Origin of the sequence: Gelidibacter algens (assembly GCF_001678675.1) — a bacterium.
Lineage (GTDB): Bacteria > Bacteroidota > Bacteroidia > Flavobacteriales > Flavobacteriaceae > Gelidibacter > Gelidibacter algens.
In genome coordinates, this window is sequence record NZ_LZRN01000006.1 from 35,106 (window position 1) to 55,273 (window position 20,168).

18 protein-coding genes and 2 pseudogenes are annotated in these 20,168 nt (G+C 39.1%); 13 read left to right on the plus strand and 7 right to left on the minus strand.

Translation table 11 applies throughout. The features are described 5' to 3' along the window. Positions 1-61: 61 nt before the first annotated feature. The 5 genes and pseudogenes from A9996_RS21030 to A9996_RS04075 all read left to right on the plus strand — a co-directional run. Positions 62-655 (plus strand): annotated as a pseudogene (locus tag A9996_RS21030) (ABC transporter permease); the annotation flags it as partial. A gap of 162 nt (positions 656-817) precedes the next feature. After that, positions 818-2,509: an ABC transporter permease gene (locus A9996_RS04060; RefSeq protein ID WP_394337356.1), complete on the plus strand. Its 1,692-nt coding sequence runs from the start codon at positions 818-820 to the stop codon at positions 2,507-2,509. 274 nt (positions 2,510-2,783) lie between these two features. Continuing rightward, positions 2,784-2,963, plus strand: coding sequence for an adenylosuccinate synthetase (locus tag A9996_RS04065; protein ID WP_066431218.1), 180 nt, complete (start codon positions 2,784-2,786; stop codon positions 2,961-2,963). Positions 2,964-3,043: 80 nt separating this feature from the next. Next, complete coding sequence (locus tag A9996_RS04070) at positions 3,044-3,286, plus strand: hypothetical protein (protein ID WP_066431220.1); 243 nt, start codon at positions 3,044-3,046, stop codon at positions 3,284-3,286. A gap of 98 nt (positions 3,287-3,384) precedes the next feature. Beyond that, the gene (locus A9996_RS04075) at positions 3,385-3,684 is read left to right on the plus strand and encodes a PIN domain-containing protein (protein WP_262510702.1); all 300 of its coding nucleotides are present in this window, start codon (positions 3,385-3,387) and stop codon (positions 3,682-3,684) included. A 151-nt stretch (positions 3,685-3,835) separates the two neighbouring features. Here the strand turns inward: A9996_RS04075 and A9996_RS04080 are convergent, their stop codons facing one another. Then, positions 3,836-5,725 carry a B12-binding domain-containing radical SAM protein gene (locus A9996_RS04080; protein ID WP_066431222.1) on the minus strand — a complete coding sequence of 630 codons (1,890 nt, stop codon included), beginning with the start codon at positions 5,723-5,725 and terminating at the stop codon, positions 3,836-3,838. A 137-nt stretch (positions 5,726-5,862) separates the two neighbouring features. On the opposite strand from A9996_RS04080, the gene A9996_RS04085 reads away from it, so the two are divergent. Together A9996_RS04085 and A9996_RS04090 are read left to right on the plus strand one after the other, a co-directional pair. Continuing rightward, positions 5,863-6,099, plus strand: coding sequence for a hypothetical protein (locus tag A9996_RS04085; protein WP_066431224.1), 237 nt, complete (start codon positions 5,863-5,865; stop codon positions 6,097-6,099). Between the two features lie 265 nt (positions 6,100-6,364). Further along, positions 6,365-7,438, plus strand: a complete 1,074-nt coding sequence (locus tag A9996_RS04090) for an ice-binding family protein (protein ID WP_066431225.1) — start codon at positions 6,365-6,367, stop codon at positions 7,436-7,438. A gap of 316 nt (positions 7,439-7,754) precedes the next feature. Here A9996_RS04090 and A9996_RS20430 read toward each other — a convergent pair. Further along, positions 7,755-8,626, minus strand: a pseudogene (locus A9996_RS20430) (AI-2E family transporter). Between the two features lie 483 nt (positions 8,627-9,109). On the opposite strand from A9996_RS20430, the gene A9996_RS04100 reads away from it, so the two are divergent. From A9996_RS04100 to A9996_RS04115, 3 genes are all read left to right on the plus strand, one after another. Further along, positions 9,110-9,385, plus strand: coding sequence for a hypothetical protein (locus tag A9996_RS04100; RefSeq protein WP_066431226.1), 276 nt, complete (start codon positions 9,110-9,112; stop codon positions 9,383-9,385). A gap of 972 nt (positions 9,386-10,357) precedes the next feature. Further along, positions 10,358-10,534 (plus strand): hypothetical protein, encoded by a 177-nt coding sequence (locus A9996_RS19510; RefSeq protein WP_157487178.1) that lies wholly within the window; start codon positions 10,358-10,360, stop codon positions 10,532-10,534. Positions 10,535-10,949: 415 nt separating this feature from the next. After that, positions 10,950-11,546 carry a fasciclin domain-containing protein gene (locus A9996_RS04115; RefSeq protein WP_111625764.1) on the plus strand — a complete coding sequence of 199 codons (597 nt, stop codon included), beginning with the start codon at positions 10,950-10,952 and terminating at the stop codon, positions 11,544-11,546. 151 nt (positions 11,547-11,697) lie between these two features. On the opposite strand, the gene A9996_RS04120 is transcribed toward A9996_RS04115, so the two are convergent. Continuing rightward, on the minus strand, positions 11,698-12,387 hold the full coding sequence (locus tag A9996_RS04120; RefSeq protein WP_066431229.1) for a hypothetical protein: 690 nt from the start codon (positions 12,385-12,387) through the stop codon (positions 11,698-11,700). A 277-nt stretch (positions 12,388-12,664) separates the two neighbouring features. Here A9996_RS04120 and A9996_RS04125 point away from each other — a divergent pair, with 277 nt between their 5' ends. Further along, the gene (locus tag A9996_RS04125) at positions 12,665-13,615 is read left to right on the plus strand and encodes a hypothetical protein (RefSeq protein ID WP_146608918.1); all 951 of its coding nucleotides are present in this window, start codon (positions 12,665-12,667) and stop codon (positions 13,613-13,615) included. Between the two features lie 189 nt (positions 13,616-13,804). Here A9996_RS04125 and A9996_RS04130 read toward each other — a convergent pair whose 3' ends face one another. The 4 genes from A9996_RS04130 to A9996_RS04145 all read right to left on the minus strand — a co-directional run bounded on the left by A9996_RS04130 (position 13,805) and on the right by A9996_RS04145 (position 17,896). Further along, positions 13,805-14,965 (minus strand): ABC transporter permease, encoded by a 1,161-nt coding sequence (locus A9996_RS04130; protein WP_066431234.1) that lies wholly within the window; start codon positions 14,963-14,965, stop codon positions 13,805-13,807. 3 nt (positions 14,966-14,968) lie between these two features. Continuing rightward, positions 14,969-15,928 carry an HlyD family secretion protein gene (locus tag A9996_RS04135; RefSeq protein WP_066431236.1) on the minus strand — a complete coding sequence of 320 codons (960 nt, stop codon included), beginning with the start codon at positions 15,926-15,928 and terminating at the stop codon, positions 14,969-14,971. A gap of 19 nt (positions 15,929-15,947) precedes the next feature. Then, the gene (locus A9996_RS04140; RefSeq protein WP_066431239.1) at positions 15,948-17,321 is read right to left on the minus strand and encodes a TolC family protein; all 1,374 of its coding nucleotides are present in this window, start codon (positions 17,319-17,321) and stop codon (positions 15,948-15,950) included. 146 nt (positions 17,322-17,467) lie between these two features. Continuing rightward, entirely contained in the window at positions 17,468-17,896 is a 429-nt protein-coding gene (locus A9996_RS04145) for a Crp/Fnr family transcriptional regulator (protein WP_248912318.1), read from the minus strand. Positions 17,897-18,404: 508 nt separating this feature from the next. On the opposite strand from A9996_RS04145, the gene A9996_RS04150 reads away from it, so the two are divergent. Together A9996_RS04150 and A9996_RS04155 are read left to right on the plus strand one after the other, a co-directional pair. Beyond that, positions 18,405-19,496, plus strand: a complete 1,092-nt coding sequence (locus A9996_RS04150; protein ID WP_066431242.1) for a nickel-binding protein — start codon at positions 18,405-18,407, stop codon at positions 19,494-19,496. A gap of 150 nt (positions 19,497-19,646) precedes the next feature. After that, entirely contained in the window at positions 19,647-20,033 is a 387-nt protein-coding gene (locus A9996_RS04155; protein ID WP_066431245.1) for a cupin domain-containing protein, read from the plus strand. Positions 20,034-20,168: the final 135 nt, after the last annotated feature.

The window sequence follows — 20,168 nt, forward strand, 5'->3', positions numbered from 1 at the left end:
CTGGCTTTTTAAAATGGCATGGCGTGATGCCAAGGCCAGTAAAGTGCGGCTGCTGTTATTTATGGCCTCGATTATTTTGGGCATTGCGGCCGTGGTGTCCATTCAATTATTCAGTACAAATTTAAAAGACAATATCCAGCGCCAATCGAAATCCTTAATGGGGGCTGATTTTATAATCGACTCTAGACAAGTGCCGACGGAACGTGCACAGGCCATTATCGATTCGCTACAACCTGATGCGTCAGAGGTCAACTTTGTATCCATGGTTGCTTTTCCGAAGAATGGCGGCACCAAATTGGTACAGGTTCGCGGTCTCGAAGGTGATTTTCCTTTTTATGGTACCATTGACACGCAACCGTCTGATGTCGCAACAAGCTATCAGACCTCGGGCGGCGCTTTGGTAGATGCCACATTGATGCTTCAGTTTGATGTTCAACCGGGCGATTCCATAAAAATAGGCGAACTGACCCTTCCTATTGCAGGCGCTTTAATATCAATTCCGGGAAGTTCGGCTATTTCGAGTTCTGTGGCCCCTCCTGTGATCATCCCGTATCGGTTTATTGCCGAGACGGACTTGCTCCAGTTTGGAAGCCGGAAAGAATACCAATATTTCTACAAGGTTTCAGATACTTTAAACATAACCCGACTACAAGACCAACTCGAGCCATTACTCGATTTGGAGAATGCTGATCTGGACACCCATCTGAGCACCACCAAACGCTTAGGCCAGCGTTATGAAAATGTGGGCAAATTTTTGAACTTGGCGGCTTTTATTGCCTTGCTTTTAGGGTGTATTGGCATTGCCAGTTCGGTACATATTTATATTAAAGAAAAATTGAGAGCCATTGCCGTTCTGAAATGTATGGGCGCCTCTAGACTCCAGAGTTTTCTGATTTTCCTGATTCAAATTGCAGGGATTGGGATTGTTGGAGGTCTTATCGGGTCGTTGATAGGGGTCGGACTTCAAGAGTTGTTTCCGTATCTACTCAAAGACTTTTTGCCGTTTGCACTCGAAATTACGATTACGGCGCAACCCATCATTATTGGGGTGTTGCTCGGGTTATTTATGTCAGTGTTATTTGCGCTCTTGCCATTGCTGCGTACCTGGTATGTGTCGCCATTGGATGTGCTGCGTGTGGATGAAAAAGCTTCCCAAGAACCGCAAAGCATACGATTTTTGGTCTTTGGGGCAATTTTAGTATTCCTGTTTTTATTTTCACTGTGGCTGATCAAAGATGCCCTATACGCCTTGGTTTTTGTAGTTGCCACCGTCATTACCTTTGCGGTTTTAGCGGGGGTCGCCTTGGCTTTTATAAAGACCATCAAACGGTTTTTCCCCAAGCACTGGAGCTTTACGGCACGTCAAAGTTTGCTCAACCTCTTCAGACCCAACAATCAAACCGTCGTACTGGTGGTTGCCATTGGCTTGGGTACGTTTTTAATCAGCACCTTGTATTTCACCAAGGACATTCTGTTGGCAAAAACAGAAGTAGGGCAAAGCTCTGAAAATGCGAATATCATCATCTTGGATGTCCAACGTGAGCAGCGCGATTTGGTAGCCCAAAGTATAATAAGTTCGGGCTTGCCAGTGCTCAATAGCATCCCGTTGGTGACCATGCGGATGCACAGCATCAATGGCATCTTGGTTAATGAATTGCGCCAAGATAGCACCCGTCAAGTCCGCGGTTGGATCTTAAACCATGAATTCAGGACCACTTATAGAGATGAGCTGACTCCGTCAGAAGAACTGTTGGAAGGTGAATGGATCCCGAGATTAACGGCTGACGACCCTGTGGTCATTTCCATTTCAGACAATCTCGCATCCGACGCTAAATTGAGTGTTGGCGATCCTGTGACGTTTAATGTGCAAGGCGTGTTGATGGAAACTACAGTGGGCAGCATCCGTCAGGTAGATTGGGCACAGATGCAGCTCAATTTTACCATTGTCTTTCCTGCTGGCGTACTGGAGCAAGCGCCACAGTTTAACGTTTTTACCACCACAGTTCCAGATGAGGCAAGCTCCGCCGCACTGCAGCGGAATTTGGTCTCTAAATTCCCTAATGTCACCATTATTGATTTGCGACAGGTGTACACGTTGGTAGAAGATATCTTGGATCAGGTGTCATGGGTCATCAACTTTATGGCTTTTTTCAGCATCCTTACGGGCATTATTGTGTTGATTGGCTCGGTAAGAACCAGCAAATATCAGCGGATAAAAGAAAGTGTTTTGCTCCGGACGCTCGGAGCCAAAAACACACAAATCTTAAAAATTTCAGCTTTTGAATACGTGTTTTTAGGACTGCTAGGCAGTTTGATCGGGATTTTATTGGCATTGGTGAGCAGCTTGTGTTTGGCGCTTTTTGTGTTTAAAGAACCTTTTATACCGTCGCTGATTCCTTTTGTGGTGTTTGTACCTGGCATTACGGTATTGGTTGTTGCAATAGGGTTGAGCAATATTCAGACTGTTTTAAGAAGTTCTCCGCTAGAGGTGTTGCGGAGGGAAGGGTAGAAGTGGGAATCCTATTTTAGAAAATTTGTTTTTGATTTCGGAATTGATGACCCTTCCAATTCCTTTTCTGGAATTGGAGCCACCTTCCCTTAAAAAAAGGAAGAAGCTTTATTTGGGATGTCATATTAAAATTTAGACAAATCTTAGTTCTTGATGCTCGAAGTGCTGAAGTTTTACGATGGGTCTAATTCTTTTCTACAACATTAATTCTACCTTTAGAAACATTATTCCCTATTAATTGCGTAAATTGAGAACTAACATTTAGAAAAAAACTATGCAAAATATAATATTTCCTTTACTACTACAAATACCTACAAATGCCCCAAATCCTGGAGACAGTGGAACCGTTGATTTGTCAGAGCCCTTCGATCTGATCGTCTTTATCATTCTGCCCATAGTATTTGTCATCCTTTATTTTATTTGGAAGCGGAACAAGAAGCGGGATAGGGAGTAAAAATATGAGGCATATAAACGTTGTCAATAATGCAAAAAACAATGGAGATTATTTAAGTATATTGCATAAATGATTAAAAGATGGGAAGTTTAACTATATCAAAAAAAATATTGGACAAATACTTCGGGTACTTGAAAAATTTGGATAACAACGCCAAAAAAAAGCTGATAATTAAATTGACCAAATCACTAGAAACCAAATCGGAAAAAAAATTTGAAATCGCATCGGTTTTTGGAGCTTGGGAAGATGAAAGAACTTCAGACGAAATAATCAGCGAAATCAAATCTTCAAGAGTTGAAAAGCGAAATACTGCAAATTTATAATGAAATATTTACTTGACACGAACATCTGCATCCATCTTTTTCGTGGCAAATTCAACCTGATTGAAAAATTTTAACAAATTAATATTGAAGACTGCGCAATTTCGGAAATCACTCTGGCAGAGTTGATTTTTGGTGCGGAAAACAGCCCAAAACCCAAAAAAAATAATAAAATCATCGACAACTTTTCAGAACAAGTTAAAATTCTTCCAATTTTCAACTCAATCCCAACCTACGCAAAAGAAAAAGTGAGATTACGAAAAAAAGGAATGATGATTAGTGATTTCGACCTTTTGATTGGCTCAACAGCAATTGCGAATGAGCTGATTATGATTACAGAAAATGTTAATGAATTTGAGCGGATTTCTAATATCCAAATAGAAAACTGGGTAAAGAGATGAAGCATTATTGGCAACAAAGTTATGGTAAAAACAAGCAAAAATGTATTAACTTTTTACGAAAATGCTTCTATAGGTATCTTCATTTACCAATCCTGATGTCGCAATTGCTATCACCTGTGGTTTCTGTTCTCTCATAGATTTTAGTCAACCCTTATTCAATTGCCATTGCCTTAATTGCTACTATTTCAGATAAAAAACTTTCGATTAGATGTTCTGGATGACTTGTGTCTGGAATAGGGAAGTTGAACCAATCTTGTAAGTCTTTCGTAAACCCCGTTTTGTTTAAATAACTGTGCAATGCAAGGTTTAACCCCTTCGTGTATTTGGGATGGTCAGCACCTTGAGGGTCCTCATGGTATAAATCGTTTTGAGCAAAGCCTTCAAAAACAGGTCCTGTTATGTGTATTCCGAAATCTTGAGGATTCATGCCAATGGGACTATGGATTGTGGTTGTGAACTGATGCCAAAATGCAGATTGAATACAATTTTTTTGAAATAATTGCCTCACGACCTCTAGGGAATCAATAGTTTCTTGTTCGGTTTGGGTGGGAAATCCATACATAAGGTAGGCATGGACCATAATATTGTTTTGAGAAAAGTGATGGGTCACTCTCGTAACTTGCGCGATATCTACCCCCTTTTTCATTTTACTCAATAACCGGTCAGAGGCTACTTCCAATCCGCCAGTAACAGCAATACAACCCGATTTTGCCATGAGTTGGCACAGGTGGAAGTCGAAGGTTTTTTCAAACCGAATGTTGGTCCACCAGGTGATGTTGACCTGTCGTTCTATCAACTTGTTTGATAAAGCGCGTAACATTTTGGGTGGGGCAGCTTCATCTACAAAGTGAAAGCCTGTAATGCCGGTATCACTAATAATCTTTTCAATGTTATCCACTAAATGATCTGCCGTTGTATTTTGGTAGTTGCCAATATAGTCTAGGCTCACATCACAAAAAGAGCATTGTTTCCAGTAACAGCCGTGAGAAATGGTAAGTTTATTCCATCTGGCATCCGTCCACATGCGGTGCATGGGGTTGACCACATCTAAAAAAGACACATATTTATGAAAAGGGAGCCCGGAATAATTGGGTGATGGTAAATTTTTATGATGGTAAATAGTATTTGGGAGTTTGTTTTTGTAGACAACTTGATTGTTTTCAAGAACAAACGTTCGTTCCAGATGATCGCTGTCAATGTTACCATCAAGATGATCTACTAGTTTTAGCAACGGACCTTCGCCATCATCTAACGTGATAAAATCAACAAATTCAAAAATTCTTGGGTCTTTAAGAGAGCGTAATTCCGTATTGCAATAACCGCCTCCAAATGCAACGTGAATGTCAGGAAACAGCTGTTTGATAAATTGCGAACACCGCAACGCTGCAAATAAATTCCCGGGAAAGGGAATGCTAAAACAGACCAGGTTTGGAGTCTCGCTCTCAATTTGAGCGACTAGAATATCCAGCATTTGCTCTTCAATGATGGTGGGTTGGAAGCTCAAAAATTCATCTAATTGGTCAAAACTACTAGCAGAAGTTGCTATTTGCTCAGCATACTTTGTAAATGCAAAAAACTCATCAACATTGGCTTGAATAAAATCGCCAATTTCTTCAACAAACAGTGTGGCGTGATGCTTTGCTTTGTCGATAATTCCAAGGTCTCCAACTTCCCATTTGATGTCAGTATTAACATGAGACAACCGATGCCCTAAGGGTAAAAAACCAGTTTCCAAGATGTGATGTGCGGTTTCAATATCTTGTTTTTGAAGAAATTTAATAACCACATCAACCCGTGTTATGTACATTGATTTCATTATACTAAGCTCCGGATACTGATAATTATGTAAGTCTTCCGCTTCCTCAAAAATAGCAGTCAGAAACTCACTTGTAAAGATGGCTGTAAATAACTCAATGCTCAAATCGAAATGCGATACAGAGATGTGGTGCGATTCCAAGAAACCTTTCAGATACGCCGATGCCGGATACGCGGTATTTAACTGCGTAAAAGGAGGGATGATAAAAAGGATTTTAGACGACATGCTGCAAAGATAGAATTCTCTTCAAAGAAATGGATTGAATTGGAACTGTTTTATAATGCGCTTCAGATATATTTAATAGTTGAAATTTACCTTTTTAATTTAGGCGGGTCACAACTGTTTTTCAAACCTATCATGTTATGACCTGTAAGTGCGTTGACAGGCGTTTTGATGCGTTCAATAGTGTTGCGCTTAAAATTAGCTTGGAAGAATTGAAACTGATTGAATATGGGGTTCAAGATGTCAGCCCTTCAACGGAAATGTCTCAACCCAACCAGTCCATCCTGTTGCAACTTGAACAATGTACCAAACATGATCATGCACCCACTCATCGGTCAAAATTATTGAAGCTTCGCAAAGGGAGAAATACATTATAAATGAGATCTCCTCAGTCTTGAAGCTCTTTTTCGGTGGAGCGGTAAGGTTTATCTGACTTCAGTTACACACCTTTATCGGGTTATTCAACCTAAAAACATAAAGATTCATACAGGCGTTCATTAAATTTCACAAAGCCTGTCTCATAAAAAAAGAATTTGTGGCGGAGATGATTTAATTTACGATGTAATACAGCTTTGGTAACTTTTAGAGCGCTATCTTCGTCCCGTGATAATCTACTCACATTAATTAAAATAGCCCCAAATCATGAAAATCAAAAATGTATTACAAGCCTTTGCATTGGCAGCGGTTGTTCTTTTTACAGCCTGTTCAGATGATGATACCTCTGCAACCTACCTTTCCCCATCTGCGATCGTATCAAATCCGGCAGATGACGAGATAGACGTCGCAAGAAATAAAGTTATTTCTGTAGACTTCAGCGAAGAAATGGATCCATCCACTATTAATGCTTCGACATTTATAGTAACACAAGGAGATGTCACTATAGAAGGAACAGTATCTTATTCAGGAACCACTGCAAAGTTTATTCCGAAAACTAATCTTTCAGCAGACAAGGTCTATACCATCAGCATAACCACAGGAGTAAAAAATCTGGCTGGAAATGCTCTTGAAACTCGTATGGAACGAAAATTTACAACAAACATCAACGTTGCTGGTTTAGCAGTTGTAGACCTAGGAGCTGCAGGAAATTATGTGGTTCTTGCAAAAACAGCAATCAACAACAATCCAACGTCTGCAATTACAGGCAACTTAGGATTAAGTCCAGCTGCCACTTCTTACATCACCGGATTATCCTTGACAGATTTTACGGGCTATGCAACCTCAGCTCAAGTTACTGGAAAACTATATGCAGCGGATATGGCATCACCAACTCCAATTAATCTTACCACAGCAGTAGAGAACATGACTACGGCATATAACAATGCCGCAGGACGTCCTTTACCTGATTTTCTTGAACTAGGAGCAGGAAATATTGGTGGCATAACATTAACCGCAGGTCTTTATAAATGGACAAGTACGGTAACTATACCTACTGATGTCACTATTTCAGGAACAGCAGATGATGTATGGATTTTTCAAATTTCAGGAGATCTTACCATGAGTGCCGCAGTAAACATTACCTTACAAGGCGGAGCTAAAGCTTCTAACATTTTCTGGCAGGTAGCTGGTGAAGCCACCTTTGGTACAACGTCTCATTCTGAGGGGATCATCTTGTCAATGACAGGGATCACCTTTCAAACAGGAGCTACTTTTAATGGTAGAGCGTTAGCGCAAACGGCAGTTATACTTGATGGAAACACAGTAGTACAACCACAATAAATTAAGTTCTCACCGTATTAAAAAAGAGAGATGTTCCCTATGGGTCATCTCTTTTTTTTTGTGCTTAAAAGTAATCCGCATTCTTATGGATATAAGAAACCATCTTAACGGGTTTTTTTATTTTACACCAAAAGTATTCCTATGAATGTGCCACAATTTGCTGAAGTAGCAAACATAGCATGACATGAAGATACTAGTGTTTGGAATGAGATCAATTTTTGACAGACAAGGTTTAGATTCCGTTTGACCGGCCTTAATGTTTTAGGTTATGTTACCTTCCTATTTTAAGTAAAAACCCCAACTTAAATCCAAACCATCACTCCTTCTTTTTAAGCAAATACGCATAAGCCTCCATCCCTTTGGCATGTTCATAGATCACCTTGATCACGCCCACAAGGGGAAGCGCAATAATAGCACCCACGGTGCCCCACAGCATAGAGAAAAGAATAATGCCAAACACCGTTATAAACGGATTCAAGTCTATTTCATCACCAATAATCCACGGGGTAAGAATGTAATTTTCCTCCAATTGTGCTATTGAAATAACACCAATCACAATAAGTGCAGGGGTTGTACCTGCGTATAAATACGATAAGACCACTGCAATCCCACCGCCTATAATATTTCCAACATAGGGAATGATAGAAAAAAGCGCTGCAAACAAAGCCAAAACACCGCATAAGGCACAGAAGCTAGCATAAAACCCAGATAATAGAAACCGAACAAGAACAGCATAATCTTACTTTTACCAAAAAGATAGCTGCTAATGCTGTTAGAAGCATCACTTAAAAGTGAGGTCATGGCAGCCGCATTGAAAGACATTTTTTTAAAGAAATTAATGAACCTTCGCTTCTGCATCAATAAAAGGATGATGTACACAAAAATAATAAGTGATTGCGACAGTACATTCATGAGTGACGAGAGCACAACACCTGCCACACTCTCCATCTTGTCAACCAACCGTTTGTTATTGTCTATATAATCTTTATAGTCCCAATTCAAACGCTGGTTAGCCCATTCACTTAAGATGTTCAATTTTTCGGTGGCTTTTTTCTTTATTGTAGGCCAATCTTGGGCCATGGTATTGATTTGTGAGCGTATCAACCAGGTCAGTAGTAAAAAAATCACCACCATAATTACAATAGAAAGCGTGATGGCCAGCCAATTTGGTACTCCCCAATGCTTCATTTTTTGAGCAAGTGTATCTCATAAAATAGCAATAACGGCCGCAACCACAAGGGGCAATAAAAGGCTGGATCCAATGTATAGCAGCGCCAAAAGACCGCCAACACTAAGTAACGTTTTGATCAAATAACGTCCTGAAATCTCTATTTTGGTCGCTCATAAATTGGTCTTTAAGTTAAAAGTTTGGTATTTTTACCACAGCGGGCGTTGTAAAGTTGAAATAAATTTTCCGATGCGCTTTAGGGTGCTTTTGTTTATTACGTAAACTCTGAAAGTCGCCAAAGCCAAATTTCCGCTTCAGTGTCGCTTAGCCCAAAGTAGTTACCTAAATCATCATTTAATAGAAAGTACACGCGTCATCTCATGACTAGTAATAGCATTGAGAGGCCTATTGATGGTCATCTCACAACACAGCAATCTCATAAAGTTTTTCACTTACTACAATTAAGAGCAATCACTTGCTACTTATATGAGTAATTTTGTCTTATGAACTTTACAGAATACTATTCTCGGATATTGGAAATTCAAGGCCAACAGCCCAATCTCAGTTTTGAACAGCATAAAAAAATGTTCAATATTGTTGCCCTTGAAATGCGTTTGGAAGAATTAAAACGGATTGAACACCTCCTACAAGATCCTGAACTGCAACGGAAGATCCATCGGCGTGACCAAGCGGTGCGGGAGCAACTGGCAACACTTACCAAACATGATCATGCTGCCAATCTTTTGGCGAAAATGATAGAGGCGTCGCAGAGGGATTGAGATATTCGGAATCTAAGGTTTTTGAGAGCTACGACTAACTTAATGGATGTGATGTTAATGGTGTATTACATAACTTGCATTTTGTTTAAATCTACTTCCTTTGAATAGCCACATTGTTCACTAAAACCTTGATGAGGTTAAAAGGGTACCTCTACATGTCAGGATATTTCATCACCTAAAATGCTTTTTTTTTGAGAATTTACTGCTGTTCAATCGGTCAAATGGTATATATTGTTGGACAATAAAAAACCGAAAGGTGATTCTATTCCAGCAATAGACCTGCTTGTGAACAAATTTTGTACGGTTAAGAACAAGTTGGAACAATTATGAAAAAAATAATCTTGATAATCATTGCTTTAGTTTGGATTTCAGCTTTGATTATTTTAATAATCTCACTAACAGACATATATCCGAACACTATTTTTAAAGAGCATCGGAGTGTTGTGGGAATTGGTTTTATTGTAGTATCTGGATTATTAAAACTAATTTATAATTCATTTATTAATAAAAATAAAAACGTACACATTAAATTAAAAAACTATGCTGAATCTCAGAACTCGAGAAAATGAACAAGATAAATAAGAGTGAAATCCTAGCAAACCTGTTATGGACAGCCTTTGGAGTTATTGGCGCAATACATTACTACTCAAAAGCAGACTATTGGATTTGCGGAATCTTGTCTTTAATTGGTGTTCTTTATGCTTATAAATTAGTGAAATCAGTAACGGTACAATGAAAAAAATACACTTTGATAATATGAATATCTGGATATGGATTGCTATTCCAATCCTTTCTGTAGTTTTAATATTAATTGGTTCTTTTGAGCTGATCGACTTTGATAATCCCAAAATTATTAGGAGAATTGGTGCGGTCGGATTTGGTCTCTATGGAGTGCACTCCAGTAAGTTGTTTTGGTATAAAAATTTTGTGCAGTGAACCAAAAGAGGAGCATTGATCAAAATTGAATCTTTTATGGGAACAACTTTGAACTTTAACCAAATTAAAAAGACTGAACTGATTGAAAAAAAGTTGATCATCACTAAAATCAATGGAAACCAAGTGACGTTCGACTTGAATAACATAGCGGCGTCTGATATTCAAAGACTGAATGATATTCTTGTTAAAAATACTGTTGTGAATCCCGTGTAAAAATTTGGCTTGTTTCATGATTATTAAGGGACTGTTTCGTCATTGCCAGGAGCATCGTGTTAGCGTCATTGCGAGGAGCAAAGACAGTATATGAAAATTATAATGACTGCCTCTTGCGACGAAGCAATCTCATAAAAATACCTAGACAGATAAAGTTCAATCACTACATAAAAAATCCGTCGTTGTGACTTACTGATTGCTTTGTCGTGCCTACACGCAATGACGCCAGGGCGGGCCTCGCGCTATCGCATATGTGCAACAAGTGCTGTTTTCTTTTGGCTTTTTCCGAACTTAAATAGTTCATTGCCAGTAAAACTTCATTAGTCTATTTTGTTTAATGTTTTGTTAATTGTATTAAACACTATAAATTTTTGTTATATATTTGTTTCAATAACAACCATTTAAATATAAAACTATGAACATTTTAAAAACATTATCAGTTTTTGCCGTTGCCGGATTAATTTTTACATCATGCGGTGAATCTAAGAAAGAAAACACTACTACGCAAGAGATGGAAACTTCAGTAGAGGACACCTCCAGTACAATGGCAATGAATGAAACATCAGAACCAAACATTGTAGAAGTTGCGGTAGGAAACGAGAACTTTACAACATTAGTTGCTGCAGTAAAAGCTGCCGATTTGGTAGAAACATTAAGTGGAACAGGACCATTCACCGTGTTCGCTCCAACAAATGACGCTTTTGCGAAGTTACCAGAAGGAACTGTAGAGACGTTATTGAAACCAGAGAACAAAAGTAAATTATCTGGTATTTTAACCTACCACGTGGTATCAGGTAAATTTGAAGCTGCTGCAGTTATCGATGCTATAAAAAAGAATAACGGCAAATTTACTGTGGATACAGTAAACGGAGGCGCTATCACTTTAAGTTTAAACGGTGACAAAGTGATGTTGACTGACGCTAATGGCGGGACATCTACAGTAGTTATGGCCGATGTTGCTGCATCTAACGGTGTTATTCATGCAATTGATTCGGTTGTAATGCCTAAGTAAGTAATTACCCCTAAATAAACGATTAAAGCCAGCATGTTGCTGGCTTTTTTTATGTGGTTTGGTGAACATTGGTTTGAGTGCAAATTAAATTTCACTTCACAATGTGAGTTCTTTCCTAAGTCTGTTTTTTTTCAATTTCAACAACGCAACGCTATTCCGATTCCCAAAGTAATTTTTGGGCGGTACCGAAAGCTCCCAACTGATACACGGATATGGAGGCCGCCTGGAATTTCATGGTGCGAAAATTATGTTCCGCCAAACTATCCAACAAAGACGTTTTAGCAACACCCAGGCTGATGTGTGGATTATAATTTTCAAAGCTGTGTGCACTTACAAATTTGGGCACATAGGTAATGGTAAATTCATCTATGGGCGTTCCATCTGCATTTTGTACATACGATTCCTGAGAGCCGTTGTCAAGGATGTATGGTTCCAAAAGAGAAATGGTCTTTTTATGAAGTGCCATTAGCGATTTACTTTTTTCAATTCCCATTGAAGCGAAACTCTCGGTCTTATCCTTTTTATATTGGAGCTCATCAACCAAAAGGGTATCATTCTTTATAGTTTTATAGAGGCCAAGTAATAATTTTTCTATTTTGGGCAGATTCGTTTCTTGCACGTAACACTGTAATAAGGTGATGTGAGGGATCTGATTATCGTTGAGAGTGATATTCTTGGGATGGTTTTTCAATATCGCACCATTTAATTGAATGGCTTCTCGGGCAACGTCCTCAGGTAATGTGAGCAACACATTTATAGCTATCACTTTTTGTTGATTTTGGGCGCAGGAGTTGGTGAGCGCAAATAGTATAAGCGTTATTAACAGGTAATTATTTTTCATTTTTAAATTTTTGAATATTTCTTATAGTTTTCCAATAGCATCACATAAAATCAACGGGAAGCTGCCTCTGACAACCTTAATTTTACATGTGATTGCAACTTCCAAAGCATTGATCTCTCAGTTCGTGATTTTAATGGTCTCTAAATTAGTTAAAACCAAGCACTTTCCCCATGCTAACGTTTTTATGCTTGTCCGTTTCCACCAAGCGTAATCTAAAGTCATCAAAAAAGTACGTATCTTTAACTTTCATTTTTTAAGCTAAAACCCCAGTAAATTTATGAAGTATTTTTCATTAATGTCCTGCCTGCTCGTCTTACTTTTATTTGGTTGCAATGAGGTCAATCCTAAAGACGAAAAAGAGGTAAGTAATTTTGTAGAACAATGGAACGAAGCCCATACACAACTTAAGTCTCCTTACCTACAACGCGACTATATGGATGTCGTAACCTATTACGGAAAAGAGCGCACCAAAACCCAAGTGCAGCAAGATAAGAATTTGCTGTTTCAACAATTTCCAGATTATACACAGCGTATTTTAGATGACCAGCTTATCATCACGGAAGAGGCAGGAAACTATTTAGTGACCTTCACCAAGCGCGTCAACTACAACGGAATAGAAGCAGATTATCCCTCATTTCTCTCAGTGATGAATAAAAATGGTGATTTTAAAATTCTAAGGGAAGGCGTTGCTGAAAATGCTAAAGACCTTGATGTGCCTATTTTCCCTAGTGCGCGTGAAAATAATGTGATCCTTGCTAATAAAAGGAAACTGTACGGCGATTTTAATGGCGACGGTCTATCAGACTTTGCGACTGTGATCTCTCCAGAAATAAGCGCCGTTACAACTACGGAAGACCAAAGCAGTGATTTAGTAGAATGCAAAGGAGGCTGCAACAGCGTGATCATTTTTAGTAATAAGGACTTAGAACCTATCAACATTACAGGTGCGTACCAATCACAGATAGAAAACCTGAGAGACCTTAATAACGACGGGGCCGATGAGATTGGCTTTTGGGATATTAAACCAACCACTAAAAGCCTCTATATTTTTAATGCCACTACTGGTGCTCTACTTACCGAGCCAGTTGTAATTAATACAGCCGTCCATAAAAACCTCAGGCTTATTGACGTTTTTAAAAAAACAGGCCCCTATAAAATTACAGTCACAAGCAGTGCTCAAGTTAATGGGAAGTGGATCTTAAAGAGCGAGGTGATTGTATTGGACTGAGAAGCGGATCATAGAACTATGGGAGTTTCTTCAAGATTGACAGCTGTCGCAGGTGTCTAGGCCCGTGGATTCTATACAAATTCTACACTCAAGAGAGTAAAAATTCATCTGAGACATCCGATACATTCATGGGGATAACTGTGCAGCGTTGAGCATGATATAGGCATCTCCATTCCCAAGGTTCAGTAACTAAGCCTGCTTTTTAACCGTTTCATTAATCTTAAATTGTAGCAGTAACACCATCGCCACAAAAGCGACGCCAGTGATGAGCGATAACATGGTTATCTCTGATGAAATGGACGCTAAATCGCCACCATAAAACGCAATTTTCCTAAAGCCACTCAAAAACTGCGTTACCGGAATAAATTGGGATACGCTAGTAATGGCATGAGGTATGGCTGCGGTTGGCCATGTAAAACCACTCAAAATAAAAGCGGGGGTGGAGATGACCATCAATAATTCAGTAGCTTTTAATTGGCTTGGGATGGCAATGGAAAACAACATGCCAATGAACATCGACGCCAACGTAAGAAGGACGGTCAATACTAACATTGGGAAATTAAAAATGTCAGCAGTAATCCTAAAATAAACAAAAAACGAACTTATGATCAGCCATATAAATGGCAGCATGATCAAAAACGGCGTTGATTTTAATAAAATAAGGTATAAGGACGACTTATGATCTTTTACAAGATTGGCAAAATAACCATCTTCAAAATCTCTTGAAAACGCTAAGGCCATGGCTAAAAATATGATTTGTTGCATGATGGCGGCCAAGATGCCCGGGAGCATGAACGTGACATAGTTGCCTGTAGCATTGTAAAGTTTATTGAAGTTGATTTTAAAACTCTCATAAGACGCTTTTGCTTGATCAGGGTGCATGCCTTGTTTTTTAAGACCTTCTATTTCCATACCGGCATTTAAAGTCATCAACACTGTATTGATATGATTGCTTGCGGTATTGGCATTGACGATGTTTGCCATATTGAGATCTACACGGATTTCAGGATGCTTTTTTTGGAGGACGTTTTTTTCAAAATCGGTAGGCAAGGTGATGACTGCCGCATATTGTTCGGTTGGCATCTCATCTACAATAGCACCAGGAGTAGTGCGCACATCTTTAACAAACAAGCCTTCATTAACTTCAAAGGCATCAATGATCTTATCTGTTGTGGGACTTTGGTCTTGGTCCACAATAACGATGGGCAAATCCTTAACCTTGGCTTGTTGGTACACATAGCCGAACAAAATACCATAGCCAATGGGGGCACCAAAAAAGATAGCCATCAACACGCTATTTGAAAAAATACGCTTGAATTCTACCTTGAGTAAACTTCTGAAATTTTTCATGGGTTAGCGTTTTATAAGGATGGTGGCGTTGGTGTAAAATTGTTGATCAGATATATCAACTGTTGGTACAACCTTCAGTTCATAAATAGATTCAGACAACTCATACAAAGGTGAGGTGCTGGTAATATCAGCATATTGGGCCAGTTGTTTAATGGCTACAATTTTGGCGTTTGTTTCTTCTTTCGTATAAGGATTGACCACTATGAGTGCTTTGCCCACTTCAAAATCATAAATCTCTGATTCTGGAATGGTGAATCTGAAATACATGCTATCGGTTTTATAGCCGTTGAACAAGGTATATCCGGGGGTCAGCAGTTCGCCTTCCTCCAAGGTTACGGTTTCTACAGACATGTTTGCAGGTGCAATCAGGTACTGCTCATCAGAGGCCGACATGACTTCCTCTTTGGCGCCAAGCGCTCTGTCCAATTGACCTTGGGCTTGGGCTATTTGTTCTGAACGGGCGCCTTTTTTGACCTCGTCACTTTTGGCTTCTAAGGCTTTCACCTGTGCCTTGGCCATATTGAGTTTCATTTTTACTTCATCAAATTGCTGCTGGCTCACTAAAGAGTCCTGATACATATTTTGCAATCTATTATACGATTCCTGTGCAAACTCCAATTGGGCTTTCCCAGAATTCAACTGACCTTCAATTTGGTTGAGCTGCTCTACCGTAGCGCCATTAAAGGCCATATTCAATTGTCCTTTGGCAGCGGTAATGGCGCCTTCGGCTTGCATGAGTTTGGCATTGACTTCGGGGACGTTCATCAGCGCAAGCGTGTCGCCTTTTTTGACGGTTTGGCCTTCTTCAACGTAAATCTTATCAATCCGTCCGCCTATTTTACTACTGACGGAAATGGTTTCAAACTTTACTTTTCCTCTGTTGGAAGTGATCTCTTCGTTTTTGCAAGCATTTAATGCGAGTAGGGCAAAGGTGGCCAAAACTATGGTGGTATGTGTTTTCATATGTTGGGATAGTGTGTGGTTAATAAGTGAGTATGCCTTTGGCGTGCAGCAAATCGGCCACAGCACGTCGTTCATTAAAATAGGATTCCTGTAATTTGAAATTGGCTTTTTCAACATCATTTAGCGCATCAAGCACGTCATTGATGGACGCCAGGTTGTTTTTATACTGTTTGTTGATCATTTCATAAGTCTCATTGGCCAATTCAATTTCCTTTTTGACTATGGTTGTGTTTTGAAGTGATGCCTGATAGGTCAGCTCGGCTTTGGTGATGCTCAGCGCGATCATTTCTTCCGAATCTTCTATTTGATCTCTGTATTTCTGACTTTCCAAATGTGCCTTTTTACTTTTTAATCGGGATTGGTTGCCGTCAAAGACATTCCATCGGATTCCTGCACCGATAAACCATTTTGGATCTAAGAGCGATAAATCGTCTTCAATAAATTCATAATGACCCTTGACGGCTACCTTCGGAATAAAATTACTTTTCTCCATTTTTGCTTTGTAGAGGGTTGCTTTTTCAGCTTCTTCCAACGCTTTGATTTCATTGCGTTTTTCGGCAGTGGCAGCCTCAGCAACAGAAACGGACTGTAATTGCGGCTCTAACAATCTTAAATTCGCTTTGGTTTCTCCCGTAAGTTGGTGGAGCACTTCAATGAGCAAAATGTTATTGTGTTCAAAATCCAATTGTTTGCCTGCCAATTGTTGCTGTGCCAATTCAATTTTTTTTCGGCTGATAGGTGTTGCCAACCCATTCTCAATAGCTTTTTTGACATAGAACACTTGTTCTTCCAGGTACTCTTCTGAAGTGGTCAGCACTTTTTTGGAGGCTTTGACCAAAGCCAATTTATCATAGGCTTCAATAATTTTTAAGGCGACTTTATCCTTTTCTGCAAGTCCCAAATAATTCAGGGAAGTTTCCTTATGCTGACTCGCCTTTAGGGCATTACTGGCTTCAAGGCCGCTGAACAGCACCCAATCCAAATCGACCGACGATTTTAGGATGTTTTTGTTTTGTAGATTCGGCGCATCCTCTAATGGGATGTTATCAGGAAAGGGCGAATTAAACGGTAATCCAACCGCCTCCTTAATAACGAGTTTTTGGGTGGCCAGGAGTAAGTTTTGAGTGTTCTGATCAAATGTAATGTCGTCGTTGAGTCTTGTAAAACTGCCATTAAGGGTGATTTTTGGCAAGAACACGGATTTTGCTAATTGCTGGTCTACTTGGGCCTGTTCTGCTTCAATCCGATTGGTATTCAGGTTGTGGCTTTTGTTGAGTCCTTTTTGGATTAAATTGGTCAACTCCGGATCCAATTGCTGCGCTGTCATATAAGAAGGCACTGCGGTTGCAATGACAAACAAGAGAATCGCTACTACCACTTTTTTTCTTTTCATTATAAATGGTTTTATAAATACACTACAAAGATATCACTGAAGTTTAACTCTTCTTTTGACATAGGTCAAATAGTGGGGCGATGGGAAGGTTAGGTGTGAGATGGTAGGTGTGAGGGAATTTAGAACTGTTCACTAAATGGTGGTGGTTATTTTCGGGCATCGCCTTTTCTGATGCGGCTTAAGGTTTCTTGTGTCATCCCCAAATAAGACGCGATATGACCTAAGGGTACTTGATGGGAAATATCCGGAAACTCGGCCAGCATATAATCATAACGTTCCTTTGCGGTTTGAAACTGAAGGGCGTTAAGTTTATTGACCATTTTTGTCAGCATCTCGGTAGTGACCAATCGGCCTAATTTTTCCATTTTGTGGTATTTGGCAAACAGTAGATCGAGGTCTTCCTTAGGGATACAATAGACAATTGAATTTTCGAGCACTTCTAAATTGTATAAACTCGGCGTTTGTTGAAAAAAGCTGTCTGCACTGGTCATAAACTTACCAACGCCAAAAAACCATTGGGTAATTTCTTTGCCATTCTCATTGAGATAATAACTTCGGCCCATGCCTTGTTCCACAAAATATAGGGATTTGCAAACCTCACCTTGACGGACAAGAATTTGATTTTTTGGTCAGCGATTGTTTCTTGAAATGCGCAAGAATATCAGTCAACTCGTCTGGTTTTAAAGGTACTAAGGAGATGAGGAAGTCAGTGATATTCATAGGATAGTTGCTGTTCTGGAAGCTGTTGAAGTTTTTTACAAGATAGGTAAAATTGTAGAGATGCTTAAGGATGATAAATAGATCCTATTGACCGAGGATGATTAGATTAAGTACCAAAATTGAAACATCAAATTCTAAAAATTAACAGGCGTGTCCGTTAGTATAATTCGTGTCTTGAAGATTTTTTTATGTGTTTAACTTGTGCTGAGTACAGCAGAAGTATAGGGAGGGACATACGTTTATTTTCATAGAATTTATAAGAAATAAGCATCATAAAAAAGTCACAACCATACAATGATGTAGGTGTTTTAGATCGAACATTTTTAAAAAAAATTAACGTACATTGTATTCAAAATCAAGTATATGCCAATCTATATGGATTTCCATGATCTTCCTGACGGCGTTTCAGCAAAGCACGTTGCCGAAATGCATCAAGCCGATTTAGAAATTGAACACAAATATAACTGTCGTGGCTTGACCTATTGGTGCGATGAAAAACGACAAACTGCGTTCTGCTTAATAGAAGCTCCCAACCAACAGGCGGTTTTAGATTTGCATCAAAATTCGCATGGTGCGGTGCCACAACGTATTATAGAAGTGAATGATACCATTGTAGAATCATTTTTAGGGCGCATAGAAGACCCAAAAAAATCAAAAAACACAAGCCTGAATATTATTAACGATCCTGCGTTTAGAACCATCATGGTGGTTAAACTAAAACATAAGGTCTTACGAACCTCCAGTTATGATATTTTAAACGCCGCTATTAGAGGGTATACAACCTCCATAAAAACCTTGACCTCTGAATTTCATGGACGTTTAGTTCGGCAGGAATCCAATACCTTCTTGATATCCTTTGACTCTGTCACGGATGCGATGCAGTGTGGTGTAAAAATTCAAGAAGTACACAATTGTGTCATTACGCCAGATTTAGAGTTTAAAATAGGCATTAGTGGTGGCGTACCTGTAGCTAAAAGCGAAGGGCTTTTTGAAGACACCATAAAAATCTCCGATTATTTGAGCGATATCGTCAACGGCGATTTTTCTATTACAGAAGATGTAAGAGATCTTTACGAAGGGGAAAACCAAAATATATCTATACCCGAAAATAAAGCCATACGGGTTTTATCGAGCACCGATGTTGATTTTATGACGCACTTGATGGCCTATACGGAAAGTGCTTGGTCGCAAACGACAACAAATGTCAATGATTTTGAAGAAAGTTTAGGTTTTAGTAAATCTAAATTATACCGAACCATGATGCATTTGGTTGGGAAACCACCTAATATCTTTTTAAGAGAGTATCGCCTAAATAAAGCCTTGGGATTGTTGGAAAAACAACGCTCTAATATTTCTGAAATAGCCTATCAAACAGGCTTTAGTAGTCCGGCTTACTTTTCAAAATGCTTCCATAAAAAATATGGAATTCTGCCTTCCAATATGTATACTTCCTAAATAAATTACTGTTTCACAAATAATTACCCATTACTTCTTGTCTGGTCTAAAACTATTATTATTTGGTCTATTTGTAGATTCATAGCGCATTTTTCTATGCTACTTTTGATGTAAATCAATTTATAACCACAACAATTAAATTCAAAAGACATGAAAATTTCAAAAGACGACATCGAGGTGAAAATGGAGATTCCTGGCGCTATTCTACGTCAAAGAACAAACTTTGGAGATGCCACAGGACTAGGGAAAATGAGTGCAGAATATTTTAGTTTGTCTGCAGGAGTGGACACAACGCCCTTATTTATGGGACTTGAAGGGAATCTATGCCAATGCCCACATTGGGGTTACTTGTTAAGCGGCGAGATTACTACAACTGATGCCAACGGAATGGAAGAGAATGTAGGTTCAAAGGAATTGTTTTATTGGCCGGCAGGACACAATGTAAAGGTCAATGCAGATGCGGAAATCGTGATGTTCAGTCCTCAGAAAGAGCACACACATGTCATCAATCACATGATTGAAATGACCAAAAGTTAAAATCTTTTGCTTACTTAATTTCCAATCATAGATCATTTAAAATAATAGCTCCGAAGATTCCAAAAAAGTGGGATTGGCCATTTTATGGTCCTTAATAAGAATGATTGTTTCAAAATAAATAAACTCTAACCAACT

Excerpts from the sequence above, each read along its gene's own strand:
- A9996_RS04155 (WP_066431245.1), top strand. The coding sequence starts at position 19,647 with ATGAAAATTTCAAAAGACGACATCGAGGTGAAAATGGAGATTCCTGGC.
- A9996_RS04090 (WP_066431225.1), top strand. The coding sequence starts at position 6,365 with ATGAAAATCAAAAATGTATTACAAGCCTTTGCATTGGCAGCGGTTGTT.
- A9996_RS04080 (WP_066431222.1), bottom strand. The coding sequence starts at position 5,725 with ATGTCGTCTAAAATCCTTTTTATCATCCCTCCTTTTACGCAGTTAAAT.
- A9996_RS04120 (WP_066431229.1), bottom strand. The coding sequence starts at position 12,387 with ATGAAAAATAATTACCTGTTAATAACGCTTATACTATTTGCGCTCACC.
- A9996_RS04140 (WP_066431239.1), bottom strand. The coding sequence starts at position 17,321 with ATGAAAAGAAAAAAAGTGGTAGTAGCGATTCTCTTGTTTGTCATTGCA.
- A9996_RS04115 (WP_111625764.1), top strand. The coding sequence starts at position 10,950 with ATGAACATTTTAAAAACATTATCAGTTTTTGCCGTTGCCGGATTAATT.
- A9996_RS04065 (WP_066431218.1), top strand. The coding sequence starts at position 2,784 with ATGCAAAATATAATATTTCCTTTACTACTACAAATACCTACAAATGCC.
- A9996_RS04085 (WP_066431224.1), top strand. The coding sequence starts at position 5,863 with ATGACCTGTAAGTGCGTTGACAGGCGTTTTGATGCGTTCAATAGTGTT.
- A9996_RS04070 (WP_066431220.1), top strand. The coding sequence starts at position 3,044 with ATGGGAAGTTTAACTATATCAAAAAAAATATTGGACAAATACTTCGGG.
- A9996_RS04100 (WP_066431226.1), top strand. The coding sequence starts at position 9,110 with ATGAACTTTACAGAATACTATTCTCGGATATTGGAAATTCAAGGCCAA.
- A9996_RS04135 (WP_066431236.1), bottom strand. The coding sequence starts at position 15,928 with ATGAAAACACATACCACCATAGTTTTGGCCACCTTTGCCCTACTCGCA.
- A9996_RS04125 (WP_146608918.1), top strand. The coding sequence starts at position 12,665 with ATGAAGTATTTTTCATTAATGTCCTGCCTGCTCGTCTTACTTTTATTT.
- A9996_RS19510 (WP_157487178.1), top strand. The coding sequence starts at position 10,358 with ATGGGAACAACTTTGAACTTTAACCAAATTAAAAAGACTGAACTGATT.
- A9996_RS04130 (WP_066431234.1), bottom strand. The coding sequence starts at position 14,965 with ATGAAAAATTTCAGAAGTTTACTCAAGGTAGAATTCAAGCGTATTTTT.
- A9996_RS04150 (WP_066431242.1), top strand. The coding sequence starts at position 18,405 with ATGCCAATCTATATGGATTTCCATGATCTTCCTGACGGCGTTTCAGCA.